General features: G+C 38.5%; 22 protein-coding genes. 18 read left to right on the top strand and 4 right to left on the bottom strand.

The window, feature by feature from the left end; all coding sequences use genetic code 11:
- Positions 1-189 precede the first annotated feature (189 nt).
- The 14 genes from PATL70BA_RS08065 (at position 190) to PATL70BA_RS08000 (ending at position 14713) form a co-directional block, all read left to right on the top strand.
- A complete protein-coding gene (locus PATL70BA_RS08065; RefSeq protein WP_125136894.1) occupies positions 190-804 on the top strand; it encodes a sigma-70 family RNA polymerase sigma factor in 615 nt (204 codons plus the stop codon).
- 4 nt (positions 805-808) lie between these two features.
- Entirely contained in the window at positions 809-2185 is a 1377-nt protein-coding gene (locus tag PATL70BA_RS08060; RefSeq protein WP_172596170.1) for an anti-sigma factor domain-containing protein, read from the top strand.
- Between the two features lie 492 nt (positions 2186-2677).
- Complete coding sequence (locus PATL70BA_RS08055; protein ID WP_197715798.1) at positions 2678-4357, top strand: GspE/PulE family protein; 1680 nt, start codon at positions 2678-2680, stop codon at positions 4355-4357.
- A gap of 12 nt (positions 4358-4369) precedes the next feature.
- The gene (locus PATL70BA_RS08050; protein ID WP_125136892.1) at positions 4370-5425 is read left to right on the top strand and encodes a type IV pilus twitching motility protein PilT; all 1056 of its coding nucleotides are present in this window, start codon (positions 4370-4372) and stop codon (positions 5423-5425) included.
- A 19-nt stretch (positions 5426-5444) separates the two neighbouring features.
- Positions 5445-6647, top strand: coding sequence for a type II secretion system F family protein (locus tag PATL70BA_RS08045; RefSeq protein ID WP_125136891.1), 1203 nt, complete (start codon positions 5445-5447; stop codon positions 6645-6647).
- A 32-nt stretch (positions 6648-6679) separates the two neighbouring features.
- A complete protein-coding gene (locus PATL70BA_RS08040; protein ID WP_125136890.1) occupies positions 6680-7087 on the top strand; it encodes a prepilin-type N-terminal cleavage/methylation domain-containing protein in 408 nt (135 codons plus the stop codon).
- 103 nt (positions 7088-7190) lie between these two features.
- The gene (gene pilM / locus PATL70BA_RS08035; protein WP_172596169.1) at positions 7191-8267 is read left to right on the top strand and encodes a pilus assembly protein PilM; all 1077 of its coding nucleotides are present in this window, start codon (positions 7191-7193) and stop codon (positions 8265-8267) included.
- Between the two features lie 8 nt (positions 8268-8275).
- Entirely contained in the window at positions 8276-8836 is a 561-nt protein-coding gene (locus PATL70BA_RS08030; RefSeq protein ID WP_125136888.1) for a PilN domain-containing protein, read from the top strand.
- The gene (locus PATL70BA_RS08025; RefSeq protein WP_125136887.1) at positions 8823-10022 is read left to right on the top strand and encodes an S-layer homology domain-containing protein; all 1200 of its coding nucleotides are present in this window, start codon (positions 8823-8825) and stop codon (positions 10020-10022) included. Before PATL70BA_RS08030 ends, PATL70BA_RS08025 begins: the two co-directional genes overlap by 14 nt.
- Positions 10023-10040: 18 nt before the next feature.
- Entirely contained in the window at positions 10041-11411 is a 1371-nt protein-coding gene (locus PATL70BA_RS08020) for a hypothetical protein (protein WP_125136886.1), read from the top strand.
- Positions 11412-11415: 4 nt separating this feature from the next.
- Complete coding sequence (locus PATL70BA_RS08015) at positions 11416-11868, top strand: prepilin-type N-terminal cleavage/methylation domain-containing protein (RefSeq protein ID WP_125136885.1); 453 nt, start codon at positions 11416-11418, stop codon at positions 11866-11868.
- 28 nt (positions 11869-11896) lie between these two features.
- Positions 11897-12409, top strand: a complete 513-nt coding sequence (locus tag PATL70BA_RS08010) for a prepilin-type N-terminal cleavage/methylation domain-containing protein (RefSeq protein ID WP_172596168.1) — start codon at positions 11897-11899, stop codon at positions 12407-12409.
- 325 nt (positions 12410-12734) lie between these two features.
- On the top strand, positions 12735-13442 hold the full coding sequence (locus PATL70BA_RS08005) for a LytR/AlgR family response regulator transcription factor (RefSeq protein ID WP_125136883.1): 708 nt from the start codon (positions 12735-12737) through the stop codon (positions 13440-13442).
- Positions 13439-14713: a sensor histidine kinase gene (locus PATL70BA_RS08000; protein WP_125136882.1), complete on the top strand. Its 1275-nt coding sequence runs from the start codon at positions 13439-13441 to the stop codon at positions 14711-14713. Before PATL70BA_RS08005 ends, PATL70BA_RS08000 begins: the two co-directional genes overlap by 4 nt.
- Here the strand turns inward: PATL70BA_RS08000 and PATL70BA_RS17125 are convergent.
- Positions 14708-14851 (bottom strand): cyclic lactone autoinducer peptide, encoded by a 144-nt coding sequence (locus tag PATL70BA_RS17125; protein ID WP_125136881.1) that lies wholly within the window; start codon positions 14849-14851, stop codon positions 14708-14710. The two genes, PATL70BA_RS08000 and PATL70BA_RS17125, sit on opposite strands and share 6 nt — an antisense overlap.
- Positions 14817-15410 (bottom strand): accessory gene regulator ArgB-like protein, encoded by a 594-nt coding sequence (locus PATL70BA_RS07990; RefSeq protein ID WP_125136880.1) that lies wholly within the window; start codon positions 15408-15410, stop codon positions 14817-14819. Before PATL70BA_RS07990 ends, PATL70BA_RS17125 begins: the two co-directional genes overlap by 35 nt.
- A 437-nt stretch (positions 15411-15847) precedes the next feature.
- Between PATL70BA_RS07990 and PATL70BA_RS07985 the strand changes: the two genes are divergently transcribed.
- On the top strand, positions 15848-16063 hold the full coding sequence (locus PATL70BA_RS07985) for a hypothetical protein (RefSeq protein ID WP_125136879.1): 216 nt from the start codon (positions 15848-15850) through the stop codon (positions 16061-16063).
- An 11-nt stretch (positions 16064-16074) separates the two neighbouring features.
- On the opposite strand, the gene PATL70BA_RS07980 is transcribed toward PATL70BA_RS07985, so the two are convergent.
- Complete coding sequence (locus PATL70BA_RS07980; protein ID WP_125136878.1) at positions 16075-16698, bottom strand: LysE family transporter; 624 nt, start codon at positions 16696-16698, stop codon at positions 16075-16077.
- Positions 16699-16877: 179 nt separating this feature from the next.
- Between PATL70BA_RS07980 and PATL70BA_RS07975 the strand changes: the two genes are divergently transcribed.
- Together PATL70BA_RS07975 and PATL70BA_RS07970 are read left to right on the top strand one after the other, a co-directional pair.
- On the top strand, positions 16878-17393 hold the full coding sequence (locus tag PATL70BA_RS07975) for a hypothetical protein (protein WP_125136877.1): 516 nt from the start codon (positions 16878-16880) through the stop codon (positions 17391-17393).
- A gap of 138 nt (positions 17394-17531) precedes the next feature.
- A complete protein-coding gene (locus PATL70BA_RS07970) occupies positions 17532-18008 on the top strand; it encodes a QueT transporter family protein (protein WP_125136876.1) in 477 nt (158 codons plus the stop codon).
- Between the two features lie 35 nt (positions 18009-18043).
- Here the strand turns inward: PATL70BA_RS07970 and PATL70BA_RS07965 are convergent, their stop codons facing one another.
- Entirely contained in the window at positions 18044-19159 is a 1116-nt protein-coding gene (locus PATL70BA_RS07965) for an aminopeptidase (protein ID WP_125136875.1), read from the bottom strand.
- A 436-nt stretch (positions 19160-19595) separates the two neighbouring features.
- Here PATL70BA_RS07965 and asnS point away from each other — a divergent pair, with 436 nt between their 5' ends.
- Entirely contained in the window at positions 19596-20987 is a 1392-nt protein-coding gene (gene asnS / locus PATL70BA_RS07960; RefSeq protein WP_125136874.1) for an asparagine--tRNA ligase, read from the top strand.
- The last annotated feature ends 66 nt before the right edge of the window (positions 20988-21053 follow it).

Below are 21053 nucleotides of genomic sequence, written 5' to 3'. Positions count from 1 at the left end.
TCTATTGTATTAAAAAGATATTACATTGTCCTGTTGGTAAAAAAGAGTACCAAAAAATTCACAATAATTCGAACCCTATATAAATGACTGTTTCATATCATCTCTTAAACGTTTTTTGTAGACCCTAATTATGGTATAATCTATCTCAAGAGATAGCATACCTGATTATAAGCTGAAAGCGGTGGAGAGATGGTCTACGAGGACAGAGATAAGTTCATAAAGGACAATATACCTTTTATTATAAAGACAATCGTTGGGGTTACCAAACGTTATGTTGAGGTTGAAAATAGTGAGGAATTAGGCATTGCCCTAGAGGCATTCAATGACTTATTGGATACTTATGATGAAGAAAAGGGTAATTTCCACAGCTATGCAAAAGTGGTCATAAAGAACAAGCTGATTGATCATATTAGAAAGCAAGCAAAAGTGACAGTCGTGAGTATTGAAGAATATCATGCTATTAAGGAGAATTCGGATAATGAAGCGATTGTACGTCAGGAACTGATACACTATAGAGAAATCCTAAAGGAACATGGCATCAGTTATGAATTGTTGGCATCCCATAAGCCGGTCCATAAGCAAACAAAGGATATGGTAGTAGAACTGGCACTTATGATTCTAAGAAGCAAACAGATGGTTTTGCATCTTAAAGAAAAGAAAAGACTACCTATAACACAGATTAATAAGGAATACGGTGCATCGGTTCGATTCATTAAAAGTCATAAACATACAATTACGGCCATTATATTGGCCCATGAGTATAATATCCAATGTGTTATAGATTATTTAGGCTATGAAAGGTGATACCATGAAAACAGATATCATAAAAAAAGATACCACAATTCCAGAGACAATAAAAATAGGCTCAGTTTTAGAACTGAAGAAAGCCTATGCCATACTTTTGTCAGAGGGTATGGAATTTGTCTATGTGAATATAAAGGAAGGTATGGCGGTTGGTCAGACCATTTATTATTTTGAAGAAGACATCTACAAATCAAATAGAATGAATTATAAGAATTTATTGGTGTATGCAGCTTCCATATGCTTTATGTTTATACTTTTGTACAGCGCAACCCATGTGATTCGTTTTGGACAACAGCCACCTGTAAGCTATGGCATTGTCACTATGGATATTAACCCTAGTGTTGAGATGCGTATTGATATGGCTGGAAAAGTCTTAGAAATCATGCCTCTAAATGAGGATGCAACTGTGATTATTCAAGATGAATACAGAGGTATGCTTTTAGAAGATGTCCTAGATATTCTAACAAATAATGCTGTAGGTGCCGGTTTTCTTAAAGAAGATGGTGTGGTTATGCTTACCTATACTGTCGTTAATCAAGACAAACAAGATTTATCAGAAGTTAAATCAGATGAGGATGAAAATAGTAAGCGTATTGAAGCTTATATGGAGAAAAAAAGAGACCATTACAAGTTTCTTTTTGCAAAAGGCACTGAAGAAAGTCTAAGAGCGGCTAAATCTCAAGGACTAACGGTTGGAAAATATATGTTCATGAAGTATATGAGCGAAGACATCAGCCTAGAAAAAATGAAAGAGATGTCTATAGAAGAGATTTTTGGCATCATTGAGAACACAGATTTTGAGTATAATGACAAGCATGCTCCTGTGCTCCAATCACCTTCGGAAGATAAGTCTCAGGATCAAAGGTCAAAAACCAACAACAGCAATAAAGATAAAGACAAGGACAAGGAAACACCAAGCAGTAGCAATAGCAGTGAAGAAGAAATTAATAACCGTGATAAGGATCAGCAAATAGAAAAAGAAGTAGAAAAGGAAATAAAAGAAGTGGAGAAAGAAGCAGAGAAAGAAATAAAAGAAGTAGAAAAAGAAGAAGTAAAAGTAGAAAAAGAAGAAGTAAAAGTAGAAAAAGAAGAAATAAAAGATGAAGAAAAGGAAATAAAAGAAGTTGAGAAAGATGAAGAAAAGGAAATAAAAGAAGAAATAAAAGAAGAAGAAAAAGAAGCAGATAAGGAAGAAAAAGAAGTAAAAGAAGAAGAAGCAGATAAAGAAGTAAAAGAAGAAAAAACCAATAACGGTATTGGTAAGCAAGATGATACGAACGTAGAGGAAGTAAAGGACACAACGAAGGTCAATTCAAGTAAGTCTGAAACGAAGACCGAAACCAAAACCGAAAAAAATACAGACCATAATAAGAATAAGTAATACCAAGCATGAAATACCAATTCAATGTTAACAAGAAGGCTAACCCCTTCTCCCATCCAAAAGAGGCTCTCACATAACCCCCTCTTTTGGATTTTTTTTTGCTTTCTTTTCTTGTTTTTACAAAAATGGGAAAAAATAAAAAATAGGTCTTAAAATAGTACCAAAAACCTATAAAAGTATCGTATTTATTAATGAAGTCTCAGTTTCACATTTAGTATTCTGACAAAGACTAGGAACATATAAAAAATCTTTGCTGTAAATGTGTAACCACATGTTCAGGGTTAAAACTTAAAAGTTGTTTTGATTATGATAAAGGTGAGATGGTCGTGAGGCCATGGATCAAAGCGAGAATCTTATATTAGAAATAGGGGGTATAGCCTCTTTTCTTAAGAAATTCAGCTGCCATAATATTATTTATGGCGGCTTTTTATATGGACAAGGTGGCGGAAGTGAGACCGTCAGTTTTTTATACAGGGAGATAGGGTGATTGATGTGGCAGGAGAAATGAGGAGACTTGGTGAGATTCTTGTGGACACAGGTGTCATAAGCAAAGAAGATTTGTTTAGGGCTCTTAAGATTCAACAAGAACGAAAAGAACTTCTTGGTAAGATTCTAATCGACGAAGGCATCATTACAGAACGACAGATGGTCGAGGTGCTGGAGTTTCAATATGGTATCCCCAGGGTACAACTGAATACCTATGAAATCGACGAAGATGTCACCCATTTAATCAGTGCGAAAATGGCGAGACGTTATGTTTTAATACCCATTCATCTGGATGATCATATCCTAAGTGTAGCTATGGCAGATCCGTTGAATCTTTTTGCCTTAGATGACATTAAGTTGGCAACGGGCTATCAAGTAAAACCTTTACTGGCATCTGAAAAAGAGATCCTCATTGCCATTGAGCAATATTATAAGAAAAAATCAGCGGATGATACTGTAAGTGAGTTTTCCAATAAGTTTGACAGCTTAATAGATGAACACGATATTGACTTTGATGCCATATCTGAAGTCAACAACGCACCGGTTGTAAAGCTGATTGATTCAATTATTATCCAAGCTGCTGACAGTAAGGTCAGTGATATCCATATTGAGCCGGATGAGTACAACTTAAGGGTTCGTTTTCGAATTGATGGCGAGCTCTATGAACATATGCAGCTGCAGAAAAAATCTCAGCCAGCCATTATCACACGTATTAAGATTATGGGGTACATGGACATCGGTGAGAACCGTGTGCCTCAAGACGGTAGGGTAGAAATGGATTATGATGGCAGAGCCATTGACCTTCGTATCTCAGTTATGCCCACAATCTATGGTGAAAAAGCAGTTATTAGGCTGTTGGATCGAAGCAATAAGCTCCTCACCATGACAGAACTTGGCATCACAGAATACAACCTAAAAAGATACGAGAAAGTTATAAAGGTGCCAAATGGTATCGTACTGGTAACCGGACCCACCGGAAGTGGCAAATCCACAACCCTTTATGCCACCTTAATGGAAATTAATGATCCTAAGAAGAACATCATTACCGTTGAAGATCCGGTGGAGTATCGTATAAGAGGGATTAATCAGACCCAGGTGAATAATAAGGCTGGTCTCACTTTTGCCAATAGCCTAAGAGCTATCTTAAGGCAAGACCCGGATACGATTATGATTGGAGAGATTAGGGATAAAGAAACCGCTCAGATTGCTGTACGAGCGGCTATAACCGGTCACTTGGTCTTATCCACGCTTCATACCAACGACACAGCATCTTCCATTGCCAGACTCATTAACATGGGCGTCGAACCCTATCTGATTGCCAGTTCTGTCAAAGGCCTGGTGACCCAGCGTTTGGTCAAGAAAATCTGTGCCAACTGCAAAGTGGATTATGAGATTACTGAACATGAAGCCAAGCTTATTGGTGTAGGATGGATTAAGCTCCACAAAGGAGAAGGTTGTAACCTGTGCAACCATACCGGTTATAGAGGTAGAACCGCCATCTATGAAGTGATGCCCATAACCAGTACCATTCGTGCCATGATTGATAGTAACACAAGTATTGATGTGATTAAGGAACAAGCCATAAAAGAAGGCCTAACGACTTTGTACCAGAGTTGCTTGGACCTTGTGTTAAAGGGTATGACAACCATGGATGAGCTACTGAAGCTGACCAGCGGTGTGGACTAAGGGGGTAGAGAAATGGATATACAAGGCGTATTAGAAGAAGGTCTAAAAAGAAGAGCCTCAGATGTTCACTTGAAAGTAGGCTCGCCACCCATACTCCGGGTCAATGGAGACTTGTTGCCTATTGGTGACGACATAATAACTGGTGAGAACACCTATCAACTCCTTAAGTCCATGCTCTCAATAAGTCAGTTTGAGACATTAGAAAGCCGGGGGGAATTTGATTTTTCCTATTCTGTACCGGGCATTGGCAGGTACAGGGTTAACGGTTATCGGCAAAGAGACAGTTATTGTTTGGCCATGCGTATGGTTAATTTTGAGATTCCCACATTGGAATCACTGGGTATTCCAGGTAGTGTAGAAGTCCTGACAGAACTTAAAAACGGTCTGGTCCTCATAACTGGACCAACAGGCAGTGGTAAGTCCACAACTCTAGCAGCTATGATTGAGAGAATCAACCAGACCAGAAGAACCCATATACTCACTCTAGAAGACCCAATCGAGTATCTGTTTCATAACAAGAAAAGCATCATCGGACAGAGAGAAATCGGCTCCGACTCTCATAGCTTTAAGGATGCCCTAAGGGCCACATTACGACAGGACCCGGATATTATTCTAGTAGGTGAGATGCGAGATTTGGAAACCATAGAGATAGCCCTAACAGCAGCAGAAACCGGCCATCTGGTTCTAAGCACTCTACATACCGTAGGGGCACCCAAAACCATCGACCGTATCATCGATGTCTTTCCACAAAACAGCAAAGATCAGATTCGTGTTCAAGTGGCCTCTGTCTTACAAGGGGTGGTATCTCAGCAGTTGTTACCAATCAAGTCAGGTATGGGTCGTGTACCCGCATGTGAGATTCTTATTCCAACCATGGCTATTAGAAATCTCATTCGTGAGAAAAAGAACCACCAGATCATCAACGCCATTCAGACAGGACGCCATCTTGGCATGATGACCATGGACCATTCTCTAAGAGATCTCTTTAGACAAGGGTTGATTACAAGAGAAGTCGCCATAGAATACGCCTTTGACAAAGAAGAACTCATTAAGACCTTAGTACATTAGATATGAGGGGAGGTGCCTTATGGAATATCGATATAAAGCTATGAAAGCTAGTGGAGAGATGACGGAAGGTGTCTTTATGGCAGACTCTAGGCAAGGGGTCATCGAGATGCTAAAAAGCAACAATACCTATCCGGTCCTCATTGAAGAAAAAGTCAAGATTGGAACTCAGGAAGTCACATTTACAAGAAGTGTGAGTGCCAGAGACTTGTCCTTCTTCTGCCGGCAACTTCATGCCATGTTAAAAGCCGGTAGTACCATCACAAAGACACTGGACATCATGAAACGGCAGGTTAAGAACAAAAGACTTAAGGTAGCGCTGATGGAGATGTATAACGATGTTCAAAAAGGTACGGTCCTGTCCCTAAGTATGAAGAAATTCCCTAGGATTTTCCCGGAACTCATGGTGTACATGGTGGAATCCGGTGAGTTGTCCGGTACCTTGGAGATTATATTTCTAAGGCTCTCCGTGTATTTTGAAAAAGAAGGGAAGTTAAAAAGTAAGATTCGCTCAGCCATGGTCTATCCCATCATCTTATTGGTCATGTCTTTACTGGTGGTAGCCTTCTTGGTGACTTTCATACTCCCTACTTTTGTAAAGATGTTTGAACGATCAACGGTTGAATTGCCGGGACTAACGAAGGCTTTACTTGGACTAAGTGAATTTGCCAGACACAATGGTATTGCTTTGTTCCTCGTAACAATCGCACTTCTGCTCATCGGCTATCAATATATCCATTCTGAGAAGGGACGCAGAAATATTGACCGGCTTAAACTTAGACTGCCCGTTCTTAAGGACCTAAACACCAAGATCATAACAGCACGGTTCACCAGAAACTTGTCCACCATGTTGGCCAGTGGTGTACCTATGCTGACGGCACTAAAAAACCTGTCTGACATTATCAGTAATAAAATTGTCTCAGAGGCCATTCTTGGCTTTCGAGATGAAGTTCAAAAAGGCAATGAACTGCATCTTGTGGTCCGAGAAAGTCACCTATTCCCACCCATGGTGGATGGCATGATTGAGATTGGAAAGGAGTCTGGTACACTCGACGATATCTTAGATAAGACAGCAGATTACTATGATGATGAAGTGGAGAATGCACTTCAACGGATGGTGGCCATGTTTGAGCCCATGATGATCTTAATCTTGGCCTTCATCGTCGGATTCATTGTCATCGCAATGGCACTACCCATGTTTGATATGTTTAAAACCATATCGTAATTATGACCATAAACGATTAGGAGGAGAAAATTATGATGAAAAAATTATGGAAAAATCAAAAAGGATTCACACTTATGGAGATTATCATCGTTATTGTAATACTTGGGATCTTAGCCATGATCGCCATCCCAAGGTTAATCGGTTTCACGGCACAAGCAGAGATTGCCAGTGATAAAGAATACGCAGCGGTAGCAGCAAGGGCAGCAGAATTGTACTGGGCCGCAAATGATAAAACAGCACCAACAATTGAGGTGTTAGAAGATGCTACTATGATAGATGATCATAGTACAGCACTACAACATTTTACAGGTGTAGGAATTACGATGGATTCAGGAGATGCTAGTGACGGTATTGCAACGGTAACTTTAACAGGTGGAGATGGTGGAGATATTAGCTATAATAGTCAAGATGGCTATACTACAGCTGCTGTTACTCCATAAGCTGATACCGAATTTTATACTTCATAGTCTATTTAAATTAAGATAAAGCATTATGTAGCAATGGGTTGCCTTGCAACCCATTGCAAATATGGAGGTGTGTGGGATGGGTAACAACTTAAAGAAAATGAATAAGAACATTATCGCCTTAGAGCTTGGTACCAACACAATGAAGTTGGTCATCGGAGATGTGAAGAAAGACGAGTTGGTCATTCGGAAAGTCATCCTAAACCCCATGCCCATTTCACTCTATGCCAATGGGGAAATCATGGACATGGATGGTTTAAGTGCCAACTTAAAACATCTAATTAAGAACAATAAGATTCATGAGAAGAAGTGTTTTTGCTGTATCGAGAGTGGCCAGATTATTACAAGAGATGTGTCTGTGCCCAGCAGCAACAAGGAGACTTTACAAGATATGGCCAAATATGAAGTGGAACAGTTTCTACCCATCGACATGGAAAACTATAGTGTTCAGTCTGTGGTCATGAAGGAACTTGAGATTGAAGACAAACCTTTTGCTGAGATGCTGGTGACAGCTGTGCCTAAGCGATTGATTGGTCAAATCCATACTTTAATTCATAAGGCAGGCTTGGAACCGGTAGTATTAGATACTCAGGCCAACACCTTTGCTAAACTTATCGAGAACCAAAGACGACTTAACGGTAACGATTACCACCGGGAGAACACGGTGGCTTTTATAGATCTTGGATATGAGAAAGTCCGTATCAGTATTTTTCAAAAAGGGAAAATGCGTTTTCAACGTCTTTTAGATTTTGGCGGCAAAGACATTGACCAGAACATCAGTAAGTTCGCATCCATGCCCCTTGATGAAGCACAACGAAGCAAAATGAGCATTCATAATCTGAATTATCCGGTGAATGAACTGACCGAGGAAGGTAAAGTGGTCAACATCATCAAATCCACCTTGGACCATTGGTTTGAAGAGATTACTAAGGTATTTCGTTACTACAGTTCCAGAAATGCTGTTGCCGGACAGGTTGAATACATCTATATCTATGGTGGATTATCGAAAATTAACGGCTTTGAAGACTATATTCAGAGTGTTTTCAACTTACCTACGGAACGCATCAAGAAAGTCAGTTCGGTCACCTTAGACCAACAGGGACAACTTGATTTGACAGAGATTCTTAACGCTCTTGGCGTTATGTATAGAAGGTAGGTGAGACGATGTCAGACTATAATTTTTTTAATGATCTATCCATAAAGAAAGAGAAAAAAAGTACCAGTTTTGTGGTCACACTCCTCTTATGCATCCTCTTGCTTGTAGGCATGGCCGGATTATATGGCTACAACTACTATATCAGAACCTATTTGGAAATGGATTTGGCAAAGACCAATACAGCCATTGCCGAGATTAAAGCCAGTGAGGACCTAGGCCGTATTCTCCATAAAAAAGATATCTTAGACAATTTGGGGACCATCCTTAGTAACATTGAAGTGGCGAATGGGACCATTCATGATCGACATTTGGTTCAGGAGAATGTTTTTGCTATGATCAGCGATACATTGCCCATGGATGTGGAACTGGTTAGCATAGATATGGTGGATGGTGTTATTACCATGGGAGGCATTGCCCTTAATAAGCCAGCCATTGCTGAATTTGAACATAATTTACGACAAATGACCTCCGTCTCGGACCTCTTTATTTCCGAGATCGTTAACAATGAGACAGGATATGGATTCGTCATTCAAGTTCAAATAGGAGGTGGCAACCATGAGAATATCTAACCGTGAGAAAATACTTCTGACTTTGGTCTTGACCTTTATTACGGCTTGGATGGTATTTGTCTATGCCCTGGAACCACAGATGACCAATCTAAAAGACCTTAAACAAGAATTGCGCATTGGACAGCAAGAACTGGAAGGGCTAGAAAAACTGGTTCAAGACGAAGATCAGGTGGATACGGCCATTGAAGAGGCTTATATGGCTATGAAAGACAAAGCTGGTGCTTATTTTAACACCACACCACAAGAAGAGATTATTTTACTGCTCAGTGATTTCCTACTTATGCCATATATTACAGAGCAAGTCATAGGATTTGAGATACCTGTATGGGAAGAAATTGATGGCATAGCCTTTAAGAAGGATGTGGTGAACATCAGCTATACGGGACAATATACATCTCTTCTTAACATGCTAAAAAGTATGTGGTCCTTTCCAAAACACATTAATATGACCACAGCCAGTATAGTCAAAGCACAAGTTGATGAAAACGAAGAAATAGAAGAAATAGAAGGCAACATTCAACTGGAATTTTACACCTTTGCAACAGACCTTGAGATTCAGGATGACCTATATAAGTGGTATGTAGATGATCTCTTTTATAAGGAAAACCCATTTTCGCCTTCCATCCAAAGTGATGGTATCGTTCGGTATCTGTATATGGATGAAAACAGTGATGTTTTTAATTTTAGCCGTTATTTTGATTTTACAGACATTGCCGGTCATTATATGGAAACGGAGATTCAGGCTTTTCTGGAAGCCGGTCATTTGTATCTGAACCCATACCTGACCTTCGAACCGGATCAGCCTATGACCAGAGGTGAGTTTATCGTGTTACTGGATAAGGTCTATGATTGGCCTGTTGTCGATAGTGATCTGGACTTGACCACTTTTGATGATTATGAAGAGCTGGGAAGTCTAGAAAATGCTTTTGCTAAGGCTATTCATCGTGGCTATCTAAGCGGCTTTATCGTAGGATATGAAGACAATACTTTGAGACCTAAAGACCCCATGACCTATGGCGAAGTGGAATTTGTTATGAACAAGATTAAACCGGAGAGCAACTTTACATGGACAACCATAGGAGCTTCACTGGAAGCGAATAAATCAGTACCAGCCAAGGATTGGTCAGATCCCTTTGGAATACTCACCAAAGCAGAAGCTGTTTACTTGCTATATTACTTTAGATAAGAGACAACAGAGGCTTGCTTGAAAAATAAATCTAGACACCTCATGGATGTTGTGGAAGCAGGTGATGGTATGAAGTTAAATAGAATTATAAGGCATTTGAAAATAAATGAACAAGGTGCTGCCTTGGCCTATGTGGTCGTTGTGATGACGGTTGTATTCCTTCTGATGGGTACGATGATTACACTTAGTATGGGTGAGAACGATCAAGCTATGTATCAGACCGATTATATGAAGGCCTATTACATCGCAAGAGCCGGAGCAGAGTCTATGGCTATGGAGATGGAGCGTATGGATAACTCAGCTTATGAACAGTTTTTGGATGAACAAGTGGCAGAGGCCGGTGGTGTATTAGATGGTGAAGGGGATTTGGAAGTCAGTGTTGAAAAAGATGGCGATGAGTACAGAGTATCTTCTCTTGGAACGTATAAAAACACCCAGGCCAAAGTTAACATCATCATGTCCTATAGGGATAGAACGGAACTGGACTTCGGTGTCTACGCTAAAGAGGATATGGAGGATTTACAAGTCAAAGACTTTACGGGACAATTGGCTTCCGGTGGTAGCATAGACTTTAAAACACAATCCGATGAGAATGAAGTTGGGGAAGCGAACATCATGCCATATACAACCAACAATGTATCCATTACGGTACCAAGACTTAACGGGTTTTCTATAGCCAATGAGATTGATCTAGATATTGATGATAATTATGACATCACAGCTTCAGCAACCATTACTCAGTGGGATATGAAGAACAATAAGACATTGACCATTGATACGGATATGGCAGAATACAGAAAAGGTTCCGTTGAGGATTATGAGGATACTTTTAGAATCCTAAGTGCGGGTAGCTCTAGTGAGAAATGGATGGTATTGTTGGTCCAAGGGGAAGCAATTATGAACGGCGACATTGAAGTGACAGGTAATCATAATCTGATGATTATTGTTGAAGATGCGTTCTATCTAGGAGGAGCGCTAAGGATGGATAACGACAACCGGGTTGAATTTTATATCATGGATGAGAGCAATTCTTCCACATCCGGTAATAATATCTTTAAGGATGAAGGTCAGTATTATGACTTAATTATTGCCGGCAGTAATGTTATTGGCGATGAAGGTACAGATAAAAACCCCAGTCTGCTGAATTTCTTTATTCATGGCTCGGATACATTTTCAAATAATGTGTTAATGGATACCAACGCAAAGTTTTGTGGCTATGTCATTGGACCGGAAGCCTATGTGAAAATAAAAAATGGTAATACAGATATCTATGGCGGTATTTATGCTAGGGAAGTGGATCTGGATGCCTCTATCAGTTATACACAACCCAACCCGTCAACAGATACTTATACACTGTATAAACAAATGTCCATTGACTATTGGGAGTGAGGTTATGCAAGTGAAAAAACAGAAGAACTTCTGGAAGATGAAGCTTATAGAGAATCGGGGTTTTACTTTGTTTGAACTGATTCTTGCCATTACTCTACTTTTTGTCGTTATTCTTGCCGCCTTTACCGGCCTTCAATTTGCTTTTCACACCTTGGCATCTTCAAAAGCATTTTCAGAGAATGCCTATGAGATTCAAAAAGACTATGAAAAAGAATTGACCAGAGTCAGAACCTTACTGAGCGACACGGATGAAGACAATTATTCTACCACCATGAGTGATGGGGATATTGTTGATGAGACCATTGATTTTGACTGGGATAGTACCGCCTTCAGATCTGGTGTTGACCCATTAGATGATTTTGATGCACGTGGCATTCGAATTGATAAACATACAACCGGTGGTGATTACCTTGATGCGACCATGCATATGTTTATTCCGATTATTACGGAGCCATAAAATGCATGGATATGAGGAAGGTAAAAGTATGATGAAAAAACAAGACGGTTTTACATTGATGGAGATTATTGTCACCATCGGAATTATGAGTATCGTCATTACCATGATTTTCAGCTTTCTGGAGTTTAATCTGGGGACACTTAGTTATGGCTCTGATCAGATTGCCCAAAGTTCGAATCTTAGATTAACCGCTCTTAAAACAACGGAAGAAATCAGGAATATTACGGATGTAGAGTTACTGAATAATCAGGTAGCGGCGACTCTTGATAAAGTTATTATACTTGAAAACAATGCCCTTGTTATAAAAGAAGGTTCGACAACCCACAATCTATCTGGTGGTGGCATTAACAGTGTTCATTTTGCTATGGAGAAAGTCAATGAACGTTATGTACTAGAAATTAACCTACAAAGTCAAGACCAGGCTTTTGAGACTCAAATACTCCTTAATAACATTCAATTGGATGACATTAACCAAGGCGATCCAGATGGTTCCCCTTACACGGTCTTATCTTATTCAACAGATCATACTACCTCACCATAAGAATCGGTCATACCGTTTTTATGATATATCTTCTCCTTATTTAGTGAATAGTATTATCCAAGGCAGAGGGGCTTCAAGTAAAATTGAAGTCCTTTTGTCTTGAATGACAGAAACAAAAGTATACAAAAATGGGTGAATATGTAGATAGGTAGTGTCATTTATAAAAAAATGTGGTAGAATCATAGGAAATAAGACCTATATAATATAGGAAGTTGCTCAACTCGGTAATTTTGTCACCTTAACCCTATAGGCAATAAAGTGTATAATTGTTATTATAAAATAAAGGATATTTCAATAGAGATTTCAAAGAGCTGAGGTTGTCAAGATGGGTAATATTTTGATATTAGAGGATGAAGCCATCCTTAGAAAAAATCTAAAAGCAATTATAATGGAACTAGATCGGGATGCTAAGGTCTATGAGTCGGGATCTGTGGTAAAAGGTCTTGAGCTCTTAAATGAAGTGAATATGGATATCTTACTTCTAGATATACAACTGGAAGATGGGAATGGTCTGGATTTTGCTAAAGAGGTACGGAAAATAGACCGATACAAGTTGACGCATATTGTGTTTATTACAGCCGTCCCAACCCATGCCATCATGGCATTTAGTGAGACCCATTGCTATTCCTACATTGTTAAGCCCTTTGACAAAGAACAACTGAAAGAAGAACTATACACACTTATACATTATGGGTATAAGGCAGATGCGCATAAAGAGGATAAATTGGAGCTACATCTTAAAAACTGTATTTTCAAAATTGATATGGCAGAGATTTTATATATTGAGGCCAGTAACCAGAAACTCTATGTCCATACCATACAAGATACCATCACAGTCCCCAATGTATCCCTAAAAAAAATGAAAGCATCTTTAAATGATACCTTCATTCAAGTCCACAAGGCTTTTATTGTGAATAAAGAGGCAATTAAAGCCATCCACAAAGCAGATAAATACATTGAGTTGCATCAAACAAGCACCATTATTCCCATTGGAAGGGTTTACTATAAAGAACTCATAGGAGAAACGATATGACATTTGCACAAAGCATTTTATTTTCAGTACTTGACTTAATTGAATACTTTATTGTGGTGTTGGCACTACTTAGGACCAGTAAAACTAAACCAATTTATTTTAAGATTGGTATGATTTTAGCAGCTGGTATTACATCAGGTTTGTTTTCTCACTATATAGGCAATGAACGGGCGTTTGTGATTAACGTTATTATGGTCATCTTATTCATCAATATCCTTTTTGATGTTAAGCCATTACTGAGTCTTTATGTCTATGTTATAGCGACCATCCTATTACTACTGATTCAGTTAACATCTTTAGTCATCGGTCAATTGTTTATTATGGACATGGCCTATTCTTTTAAGTCAGGCTTGGTGGGACATAGTTTGACGGTTTTGCTGCTGATTCCGGTATACAAATTCCTACCGATTCATATCTTGATGAATGAACGCCTGATTAAGAATAGAACCTTTAGTATGATTGCCATCAACATTTTTATGCTCAGTGTAGGATCACTCATTTTCTGGTATACCAACAGCGATGTTTTTTTGATCAATGCCTTTAGTTTTGCTTCGATATTTCTTCTAATTATGGTGGTCAACCTTTTACTATTTACCAGAAGTATGAAAAGCTATAATGAACAAAAAGAACTGGAAACCTATGAAAAATATATGTTGGTCATAGAAGAGCTGATGGGTGAGATTAGAGCCAGACAACATGAGTATGACAACCATATTCAGTGTATTCAGATGATGTTAAATTCAGAAGAAAATACCCAAAAGAAAATCGAAGAAATGTCCGCATATGTAGAGGATGTAGATATGGGAAAAGATTTGGGTAATTTGGCGAAGCTTGATAGTAAGCTCTTAGCCGGCTTTATTTATAGTAAGAAAAAAGTCATAGAGAGTCATGACCTTTTAATGGATATCGATATCAACAATTATCTGATGAAAACCAAGCTTAAACCCTTTATGGTTATTGAGATTATAGGAACCTTACTGGACAATGCCATGGAAGCCACAGCAACAGGTGGTAGAATCAAACTGGGCCTATATAAAGAAGAAGGCATGAACATCATTGAGGTGGTCAATGATCATCCATACCTAAAGAGTGACCAGATTAACAAAATGTTCGACAAAGGATTCTCCACAAAATCAGATGATCGACGACACCGAGGTTACGGTCTTTATAACCTGGCAAAAATCGTCAAGAAAAATGGTGGTCATTATTCCGTTGAAAACATGATGGTTAATCAAGACAATCAAGTGTGTATACGTGTTCACGTTCTATAATACTTTAAGAACTTCTGGACATTCAGGCTCTCCCCATACCAAGATGCATGCTGTTGTACTAACAATCAGCGGTGCAATGGCTATCAGTAGTGAGCATAAAAGACTACTGAAGGTTGTGAATTGTCTTTTTTTCGACATGGTAATTGACCCCCTTTCCAATAAATAGTTGTATGATATGTATAATCAAACCCCAAAGGGTTATCTCAAAAAAAGCATGATTACCGATAACCCTATAAGCACCAAGATAAAGGATGATAAAAATCAGGCTGGCCATCTTAAAGCGTCTGATTTTTTTAATGGGGTACCTAGGGCGTTTGGGTGAGATGACAGGTGCAAAGAGCAATGTTATTACAAATGCAATAAGGCACGTGATATATATAAGTAAATCTGTGGCAGGTAGAAGTTGGCTTATAATCAGGGTACCTAGAAAATAGATCAGTGTGAAAATCACACAACCCCAAAAGGATTCAAAATGAAGTCCACCACTGAAACTGCGCAAACCGACCACACAAACCAATATAAAGAAGAATTCAAGTGGCCTACCAATCAGTAAAAAAGCAACAAAAACCATGAGCAGTTTTGTGATAGTGTTAACGACCACCTCCAATGAATAGCGTATCATGGCCTTTTCATCAGAATCTAAGTTTTCCTGAGATGAGATTTTGTCATATATGTAATCAATAATAAGTGTATGCATATGTATGACCCTCAAAATGGCTAAAACATCAAATTAAACAGTTGAAATTTCACCTATAATTCAAAGTTTAGCATATATAAAATCAAATAAAAGCCAATAGAAACAAACGGTATGCATAGACAAACAAACAGCTTCTTTAGATAAAAGATGCTGTTTGTTTGTCTATGCATACCGTTTGCCTTAGATGGGTTGTATAAGTCCCAGATTATGGTATCATTCTAATTACAAAAACATTACCCATTCACATTTCACATCATGAATGGATAATTTTTTAAAATTACATCCTGAGGGGAAGTAGTTTTAAATATATCAGATGCCAACCTAATTTGAAAATCCATCTTAGCTTGGAAGGAATCATATATTGATCATGCTATTGATTGATATATGATTTTGTCTTTACAGTTAATTCTCCTTTTGAAAGTTATGAGGGAACATGTATGCATAAGAGTGATACTATGTTTATGAGCGAAGTTTTAGAAAATAATGATATCAAAAAAATTGTGATCACTGAAGACGACAATTTTATCATCAAGACGATTTATGATAAAATCAACAAGTTGATTACAGTTGAGGAAAAAGATAAACGCACCGGTGTACAGTCAAAAACCGTAACAAGGATTGGCATTAAGCAAACACCGGCAATGAGTGCCTGAAAATAGAGTTTTCAGTAAATTGAACCATAAACGAAACTACAACCAAAATAGATAAGCATAAGACCAAGGCTTGCTATAATGGTTCGATATAAGCCGAGGGGCATGAATTTCCTAGTGGTACCTACTGCAATGGAGATGAATCCATACCATATAAAATCAGCAAGAACATGACCACTGTAAAATAGGAGTACACCAGCGACGCCAAATGATTTGTAGGCTTGTAGTAAGAAACCAAGGCCGATAATGGCCCACCAAAGTATAAAGTATGGGTTAGCAGCACTGAGTAAAAATCCTGAAACAAGGATATTACCGGTGTTGCTTTTGTTTTCATCTAGTTGAATACTAATTTTGTTCTTTGCTGAACCGATAATCATATCAAAGCCCATATAGATTAAGAGTGCACCACCAATTAGACCAATACCAATTTGTGCCAGATTCGATTGTAATATGGTGTCAAAGCCCAGAAAAATCAAGGCAATCAAAAGAAGCTCCAAAGCGGCATGTCCAACAATAACAATAAAACCTGCAAAAATACCGGTATGTAGGGCTTGCTTAATGGTATAAGTGAGTAGTGGACCTGGCATCATAGCGCCTGAAAAGGCGATTACTAAAGCGGATAAAAATACTAAAGTCATTCAAATACCCCTTCTCTAAAACGACGTCATTTTCTTTTTCCATTGTAGCATTATATGTTCACTTCAACAATATGCTCTAGAGGTTACGGTTGTTGATTATGAGTCCTATTCTTTATTGTTATGATTATAATGATATGCTAGCATAAGGTGTAAAGACAAATTAAGTGAGGAGGTTAGTTATGAAAAGATTATTATTGTTATTATTGGTATTAGTTGTATTACTCGCCGGTTGCGGAAAAATGGTGGAAAAGTTAGCAGATGATGCAGTTGGTACGATGTTAAGTTCAGAGGATGTTAAGGTGGAAGTAGACTCAAGTTCAGGCGAAGGTGCTACAGTGATTACAACAGATGAAGGTAAGATCGAAGTATCAAGCGATGAGAATGCCAGTGTAGCTATTCCTAAAGGTTATCCGGAGGATATTCTCCCAATCTATGCAAAAGATAAAATTGTAATGGCAGCGGATTATGGTGAAGATGGATTCACGATTGTAGGTCAGACCCAAGATGATATGGCAACTGTGGTTAAATTTTATGAAGATGTGTTAGTGGGCGCAGAGTCGACCTTGGTGCAAAACTTTGAAGGTATGCATATGAGTATGGGCGTCTTAGAAGGCATGAATTATAATGTACAAGTATCGGAAGAAGAAAGTGAAGATTACACAAGTTTCAGTCTCATTCTTGTACCTGCAGAGTAAGTTTATAGATTTGACGCTTTAACCAACTTTGGCATAATAAAAGTAATTAGGACTTTTATTATGCCTTATTCTATGCTATTATAGTCAACAGTCAGTTCGTAACCATCCTGACTATAAACAAAACTAGGAGGCTTTAAAATGAATAAGAAAACGAAGTATCTGGTCCAATCCGGTGTGATTGCGGCCATCTATGTAGTGCTGGCCCAAGTCTTTGGCTTTATGGGATTTGGACCGATTCAATTTAGGATTGCGGAAGCTCTGACGGTTCTGCCATTTTTTACCCCGGCAGCAATACCAGGTGTATTTATTGGGTGTTTGCTTGCCAATATTCTATATGGAGGTGTTCTACTTGACGTTGTGTTTGGATCTTTGACAACGCTTTTAGCGGCATATCTTTCCTATAGACTTCGGAAAAATAAGTGGATGGTCACTGTGCCACCTATTCTTCTAAACGCAGCGATTATACCTTTTGTATTAAAATACGGCTATGGTGTACCGGATGGCATTCCTTTTATGATGGGTACTATTTTCTTAGGCCAATTCATCGTTGTTGGGATTATCGGCATGGTACTGCTTCATGCCTTGTTACCACTTAAAGATAAGATTTTTCAGTAATAAAAAAACGGCTAAGCCGTTTTTTTTATTACTTCTTATTTTAGATTTTCAGGGTTCAGTGGCAATAGAGCATCAAGAACAAATTGTCCGTCTTTACGAATCAGAACACCGTCAAAATAGATCTCACCACCACCATATTCAGGGGTTTGGATACATACAAGATCCCAGTGAATAGCAGATTTATTACCATTGTTACACTCATCATACGCGCTACCTGGTGTAAAGTGAAAACTACCCATGATTTTTTCATCAAATAAAGTATCCTTCATTGGATCTAGGATATAAGGGTTGACACCAATGGCAAATTCGCCAACATACCTTGCGTTCTCATCTGTATCAAAGACCTCATTGATTCTCTTGGTATTATTGGCTTTTGCATCAATAATTTTCCCATCTTTGAAGGTCAACTCTATATGTTCATAAGTAAAACCTTGGTATACAGCGGGTGTATTGTATCTGAGTGTACCATTGACGGAATCACGAACAGGTGCGCTGTACACTTCACCATCCGGAATATTGACTTGACCGTCACATTTTATGGCTGGTAAGCCCTTAATTGAGAATCTCAAATCCGTTCCCGGACCTAAGATATGCACTTGATCGGTCTTTTCCATGAGTTCAACAAGCGCATCCATAGCGACGGACATTTTGCCATAGTCTAAGTTACAGACATTGTAATAAAAATCTTCAAAGCCGGAAGTGCTTTGATTGGCCAATTGTGCCATAGAAGCATTAGGGTATCTAAGTACTACCCATTTGGTGGTGTTGACTCTGATGTCACTGTGAATGGGGTTGAACCAGTATTTTTGGTAAAGGGCCAGTTTTTCAGCAGGCACATCGCTCCACTCGGAAACATTATCAGATCCACGTATACCGATATAACAGTCCATCTCCTGCATACGAATGGATTCCCATTTACATTTGATTTCAAAAAATTCTTGAGTCGCACCAAGAAGCTGTTCTCTTACGACACGATAATCTGTGGCCTGAAGAAAAGGATAGCCACCGGCTGCTAGTACCTCCTTAACCACTTGTCTTGCTAGGTCCTCTGTCTCTGAACCGATGTACTCAATAAGTACTTTTTCTTTTGGTTGTACTTTACATGCGTAATTGACCAAATTTTTAGCTAAAGTCATAATTCTTGCATCCATAATATGTTCCTTTCTATATGAGAACAGTTTAACTGCTCTTGTCTTTGTTCTTAGAAAGCCAAATCATCAATATGACGAAGTCACTTTTTTTGGAGATTGTTTGCACTCTATTATACCAAAGAAAACCAAGAATGAAAAGGTCGTTAAAATATTTTTTACGTTAATGACAACAAAGTTATCAAAACGATGTGTTTATCCTAATAATGCATACACAAGTATCGTTTATAAACTCGGTTTTGACACTTTAATTACCATAAAAACTTTATTTTTTTAAAGGATTTGTCATATACAGAAATGAAGAATATGCTATAATATCCATATTTGAAATAATAATTCATAACCCAATAAAAAAGTAGTATATGTTATAATAATGGTAGGATAAAAAGAAAGATGATCTTAGCCCAATTGGGAAAAATACATTTTGAGGAGATTTGTGATGAATAATACAGAAGTAAAAGCTATTTATGAGCACCCAGAGGCTTACTATGGGGATAAAATTCAGATTTCAGGTTGGATTCGTAGTGTTAGAGCATCCAATGCGTTTGGCTTTATGGTGTTAAATGACGGAACATGTTTTAATACGATTCAAGTGGTTATGGACAGTGATCTTGAAAACTACAAGGAGCTATCCAAGCAAAATGTAGGTGCGGCAGTTATAGTAGAAGGCATTCTGGTTGAGACGCCGGAAGCAAAACAGGCTTTTGAGATTAAAGCCGATAAGATTACAGTTGAAGGTGAGTCAGCCAGTGATTATCCCCTTCAAAAGAAACGTCATGGTTTTGAATATCTAAGAACCATTGCTCATTTAAGACCCAGGACCAATACTTTTTCAGCTGTGTTTAGAGTAAGATCTCTTACGGCGTTTGCCATTCATCAGTTTTTTAATGAAAAAGGCTTTGTCTATGTACATACGCCCATCATCACCGGGAGTGACTGTGAAGGTGCCGGCGAGATGTTTAGAGTTTCAACATTACCACCCCTTGAGGTTCCAAAAACTGAAGAGGGAAACGTTGATTATAAGGAAGATTTTTTTGGTAAAGAAGCCAACCTGACGGTTAGTGGCCAGCTGAATGTAGAAACCTATGCCATGGCATTTAGAAATGTATATACTTTTGGGCCGACTTTTAGAGCGGAGAATTCTAATACACCAAGGCACGCGGCAGAATTTTGGATGATTGAACCGGAAATGGCCTTTGCAGATCTTAAGGATGATATGAATCTTGCAGAAGAGATGATCAAATACATCATTCGTTATGTAAGAGAAAAAGCGCCTGAAGAAATGGCTTTTTTCAATCAATTTGTGGACAAATCCTTATTTGAACGCTTAGATAAGGTTGCCAACAGTGATTTTGAGCGAGTGACATATACAGAGGCGGTAGAGATGCTTCTAAATAGTGGGAAAGATTTTGAATATCCTGTAAGTTGGGGTGCGGATCTACAGACCGAACACGAACGTTACTTAACGGAAGAAGTTTTTAATAAGCCTGTGTTTGTAACCGATTACCCGAAGGATATTAAGGCTTTTTATATGAAGATGAATGAAGATGGAAAAACAGTAGCAGCCATGGACCTTCTGGTACCTGGTGTTGGAGAAATCATTGGTGGTAGCCAAAGGGAAGACGACCTAGATAAGCTACTTGGCAGAATGGAAGCAATGGGTCTGAATGAAGAAGATTATTGGTGGTATTTGGATATCAGGAAATACGGTGGTACACGTCATGCCGGCTTTGGACTTGGTTTTGAACGTATGATTATGTATATTACTGGTATGAGCAATATCCGCGATGTTGTATCATTCCCCAGAACGGTTCATAATCTGGAAATCTAAATTATAATTAAGTGTTAAAACTAAGTTCAACTCTATAGTTTTAACGCCTTAAACAATTATTGGAGG

The organism is Petrocella atlantisensis, from assembly GCF_900538275.1.
Classification (GTDB): domain Bacteria; phylum Bacillota; class Clostridia; order Lachnospirales; family Vallitaleaceae; genus Petrocella; species Petrocella atlantisensis.
The sequence above is the reverse complement of the archived record's forward strand: the minus strand, read 5'-3'. Positions and strand labels throughout refer to the sequence as shown.

Coding starts and splice junctions, on each gene's coding strand:
- PATL70BA_RS08065 (WP_125136894.1), top strand. CDS start 190: ATGGTCTACGAGGACAGAGATAAGTTCATAAAGGACAATATACCTTTT.
- PATL70BA_RS08060 (WP_172596170.1), top strand. CDS start 809: ATGAAAACAGATATCATAAAAAAAGATACCACAATTCCAGAGACAATA.
- PATL70BA_RS08050 (WP_125136892.1), top strand. CDS start 4,370: ATGGATATACAAGGCGTATTAGAAGAAGGTCTAAAAAGAAGAGCCTCA.
- PATL70BA_RS08045 (WP_125136891.1), top strand. CDS start 5,445: ATGGAATATCGATATAAAGCTATGAAAGCTAGTGGAGAGATGACGGAA.
- PATL70BA_RS08040 (WP_125136890.1), top strand. CDS start 6,680: ATGATGAAAAAATTATGGAAAAATCAAAAAGGATTCACACTTATGGAG.
- pilM (WP_172596169.1), top strand. CDS start 7,191: ATGGGTAACAACTTAAAGAAAATGAATAAGAACATTATCGCCTTAGAG.
- PATL70BA_RS08030 (WP_125136888.1), top strand. CDS start 8,276: ATGTCAGACTATAATTTTTTTAATGATCTATCCATAAAGAAAGAGAAA.
- PATL70BA_RS08025 (WP_125136887.1), top strand. CDS start 8,823: ATGAGAATATCTAACCGTGAGAAAATACTTCTGACTTTGGTCTTGACC.
- PATL70BA_RS08015 (WP_125136885.1), top strand. CDS start 11,416: ATGCAAGTGAAAAAACAGAAGAACTTCTGGAAGATGAAGCTTATAGAG.
- PATL70BA_RS08010 (WP_172596168.1), top strand. CDS start 11,897: ATGATGAAAAAACAAGACGGTTTTACATTGATGGAGATTATTGTCACC.
- PATL70BA_RS08005 (WP_125136883.1), top strand. CDS start 12,735: ATGGGTAATATTTTGATATTAGAGGATGAAGCCATCCTTAGAAAAAAT.
- PATL70BA_RS08000 (WP_125136882.1), top strand. CDS start 13,439: ATGACATTTGCACAAAGCATTTTATTTTCAGTACTTGACTTAATTGAA.
- PATL70BA_RS17125 (WP_125136881.1), bottom strand. CDS start 14,851: ATGTCGAAAAAAAGACAATTCACAACCTTCAGTAGTCTTTTATGCTCA.
- PATL70BA_RS07990 (WP_125136880.1), bottom strand. CDS start 15,410: ATGCATACACTTATTATTGATTACATATATGACAAAATCTCATCTCAG.
- PATL70BA_RS07985 (WP_125136879.1), top strand. CDS start 15,848: ATGCATAAGAGTGATACTATGTTTATGAGCGAAGTTTTAGAAAATAAT.
- PATL70BA_RS07980 (WP_125136878.1), bottom strand. CDS start 16,698: ATGACTTTAGTATTTTTATCCGCTTTAGTAATCGCCTTTTCAGGCGCT.
- PATL70BA_RS07975 (WP_125136877.1), top strand. CDS start 16,878: ATGAAAAGATTATTATTGTTATTATTGGTATTAGTTGTATTACTCGCC.
- PATL70BA_RS07970 (WP_125136876.1), top strand. CDS start 17,532: ATGAATAAGAAAACGAAGTATCTGGTCCAATCCGGTGTGATTGCGGCC.
- PATL70BA_RS07965 (WP_125136875.1), bottom strand. CDS start 19,159: ATGGATGCAAGAATTATGACTTTAGCTAAAAATTTGGTCAATTACGCA.
- asnS (WP_125136874.1), top strand. CDS start 19,596: ATGAATAATACAGAAGTAAAAGCTATTTATGAGCACCCAGAGGCTTAC.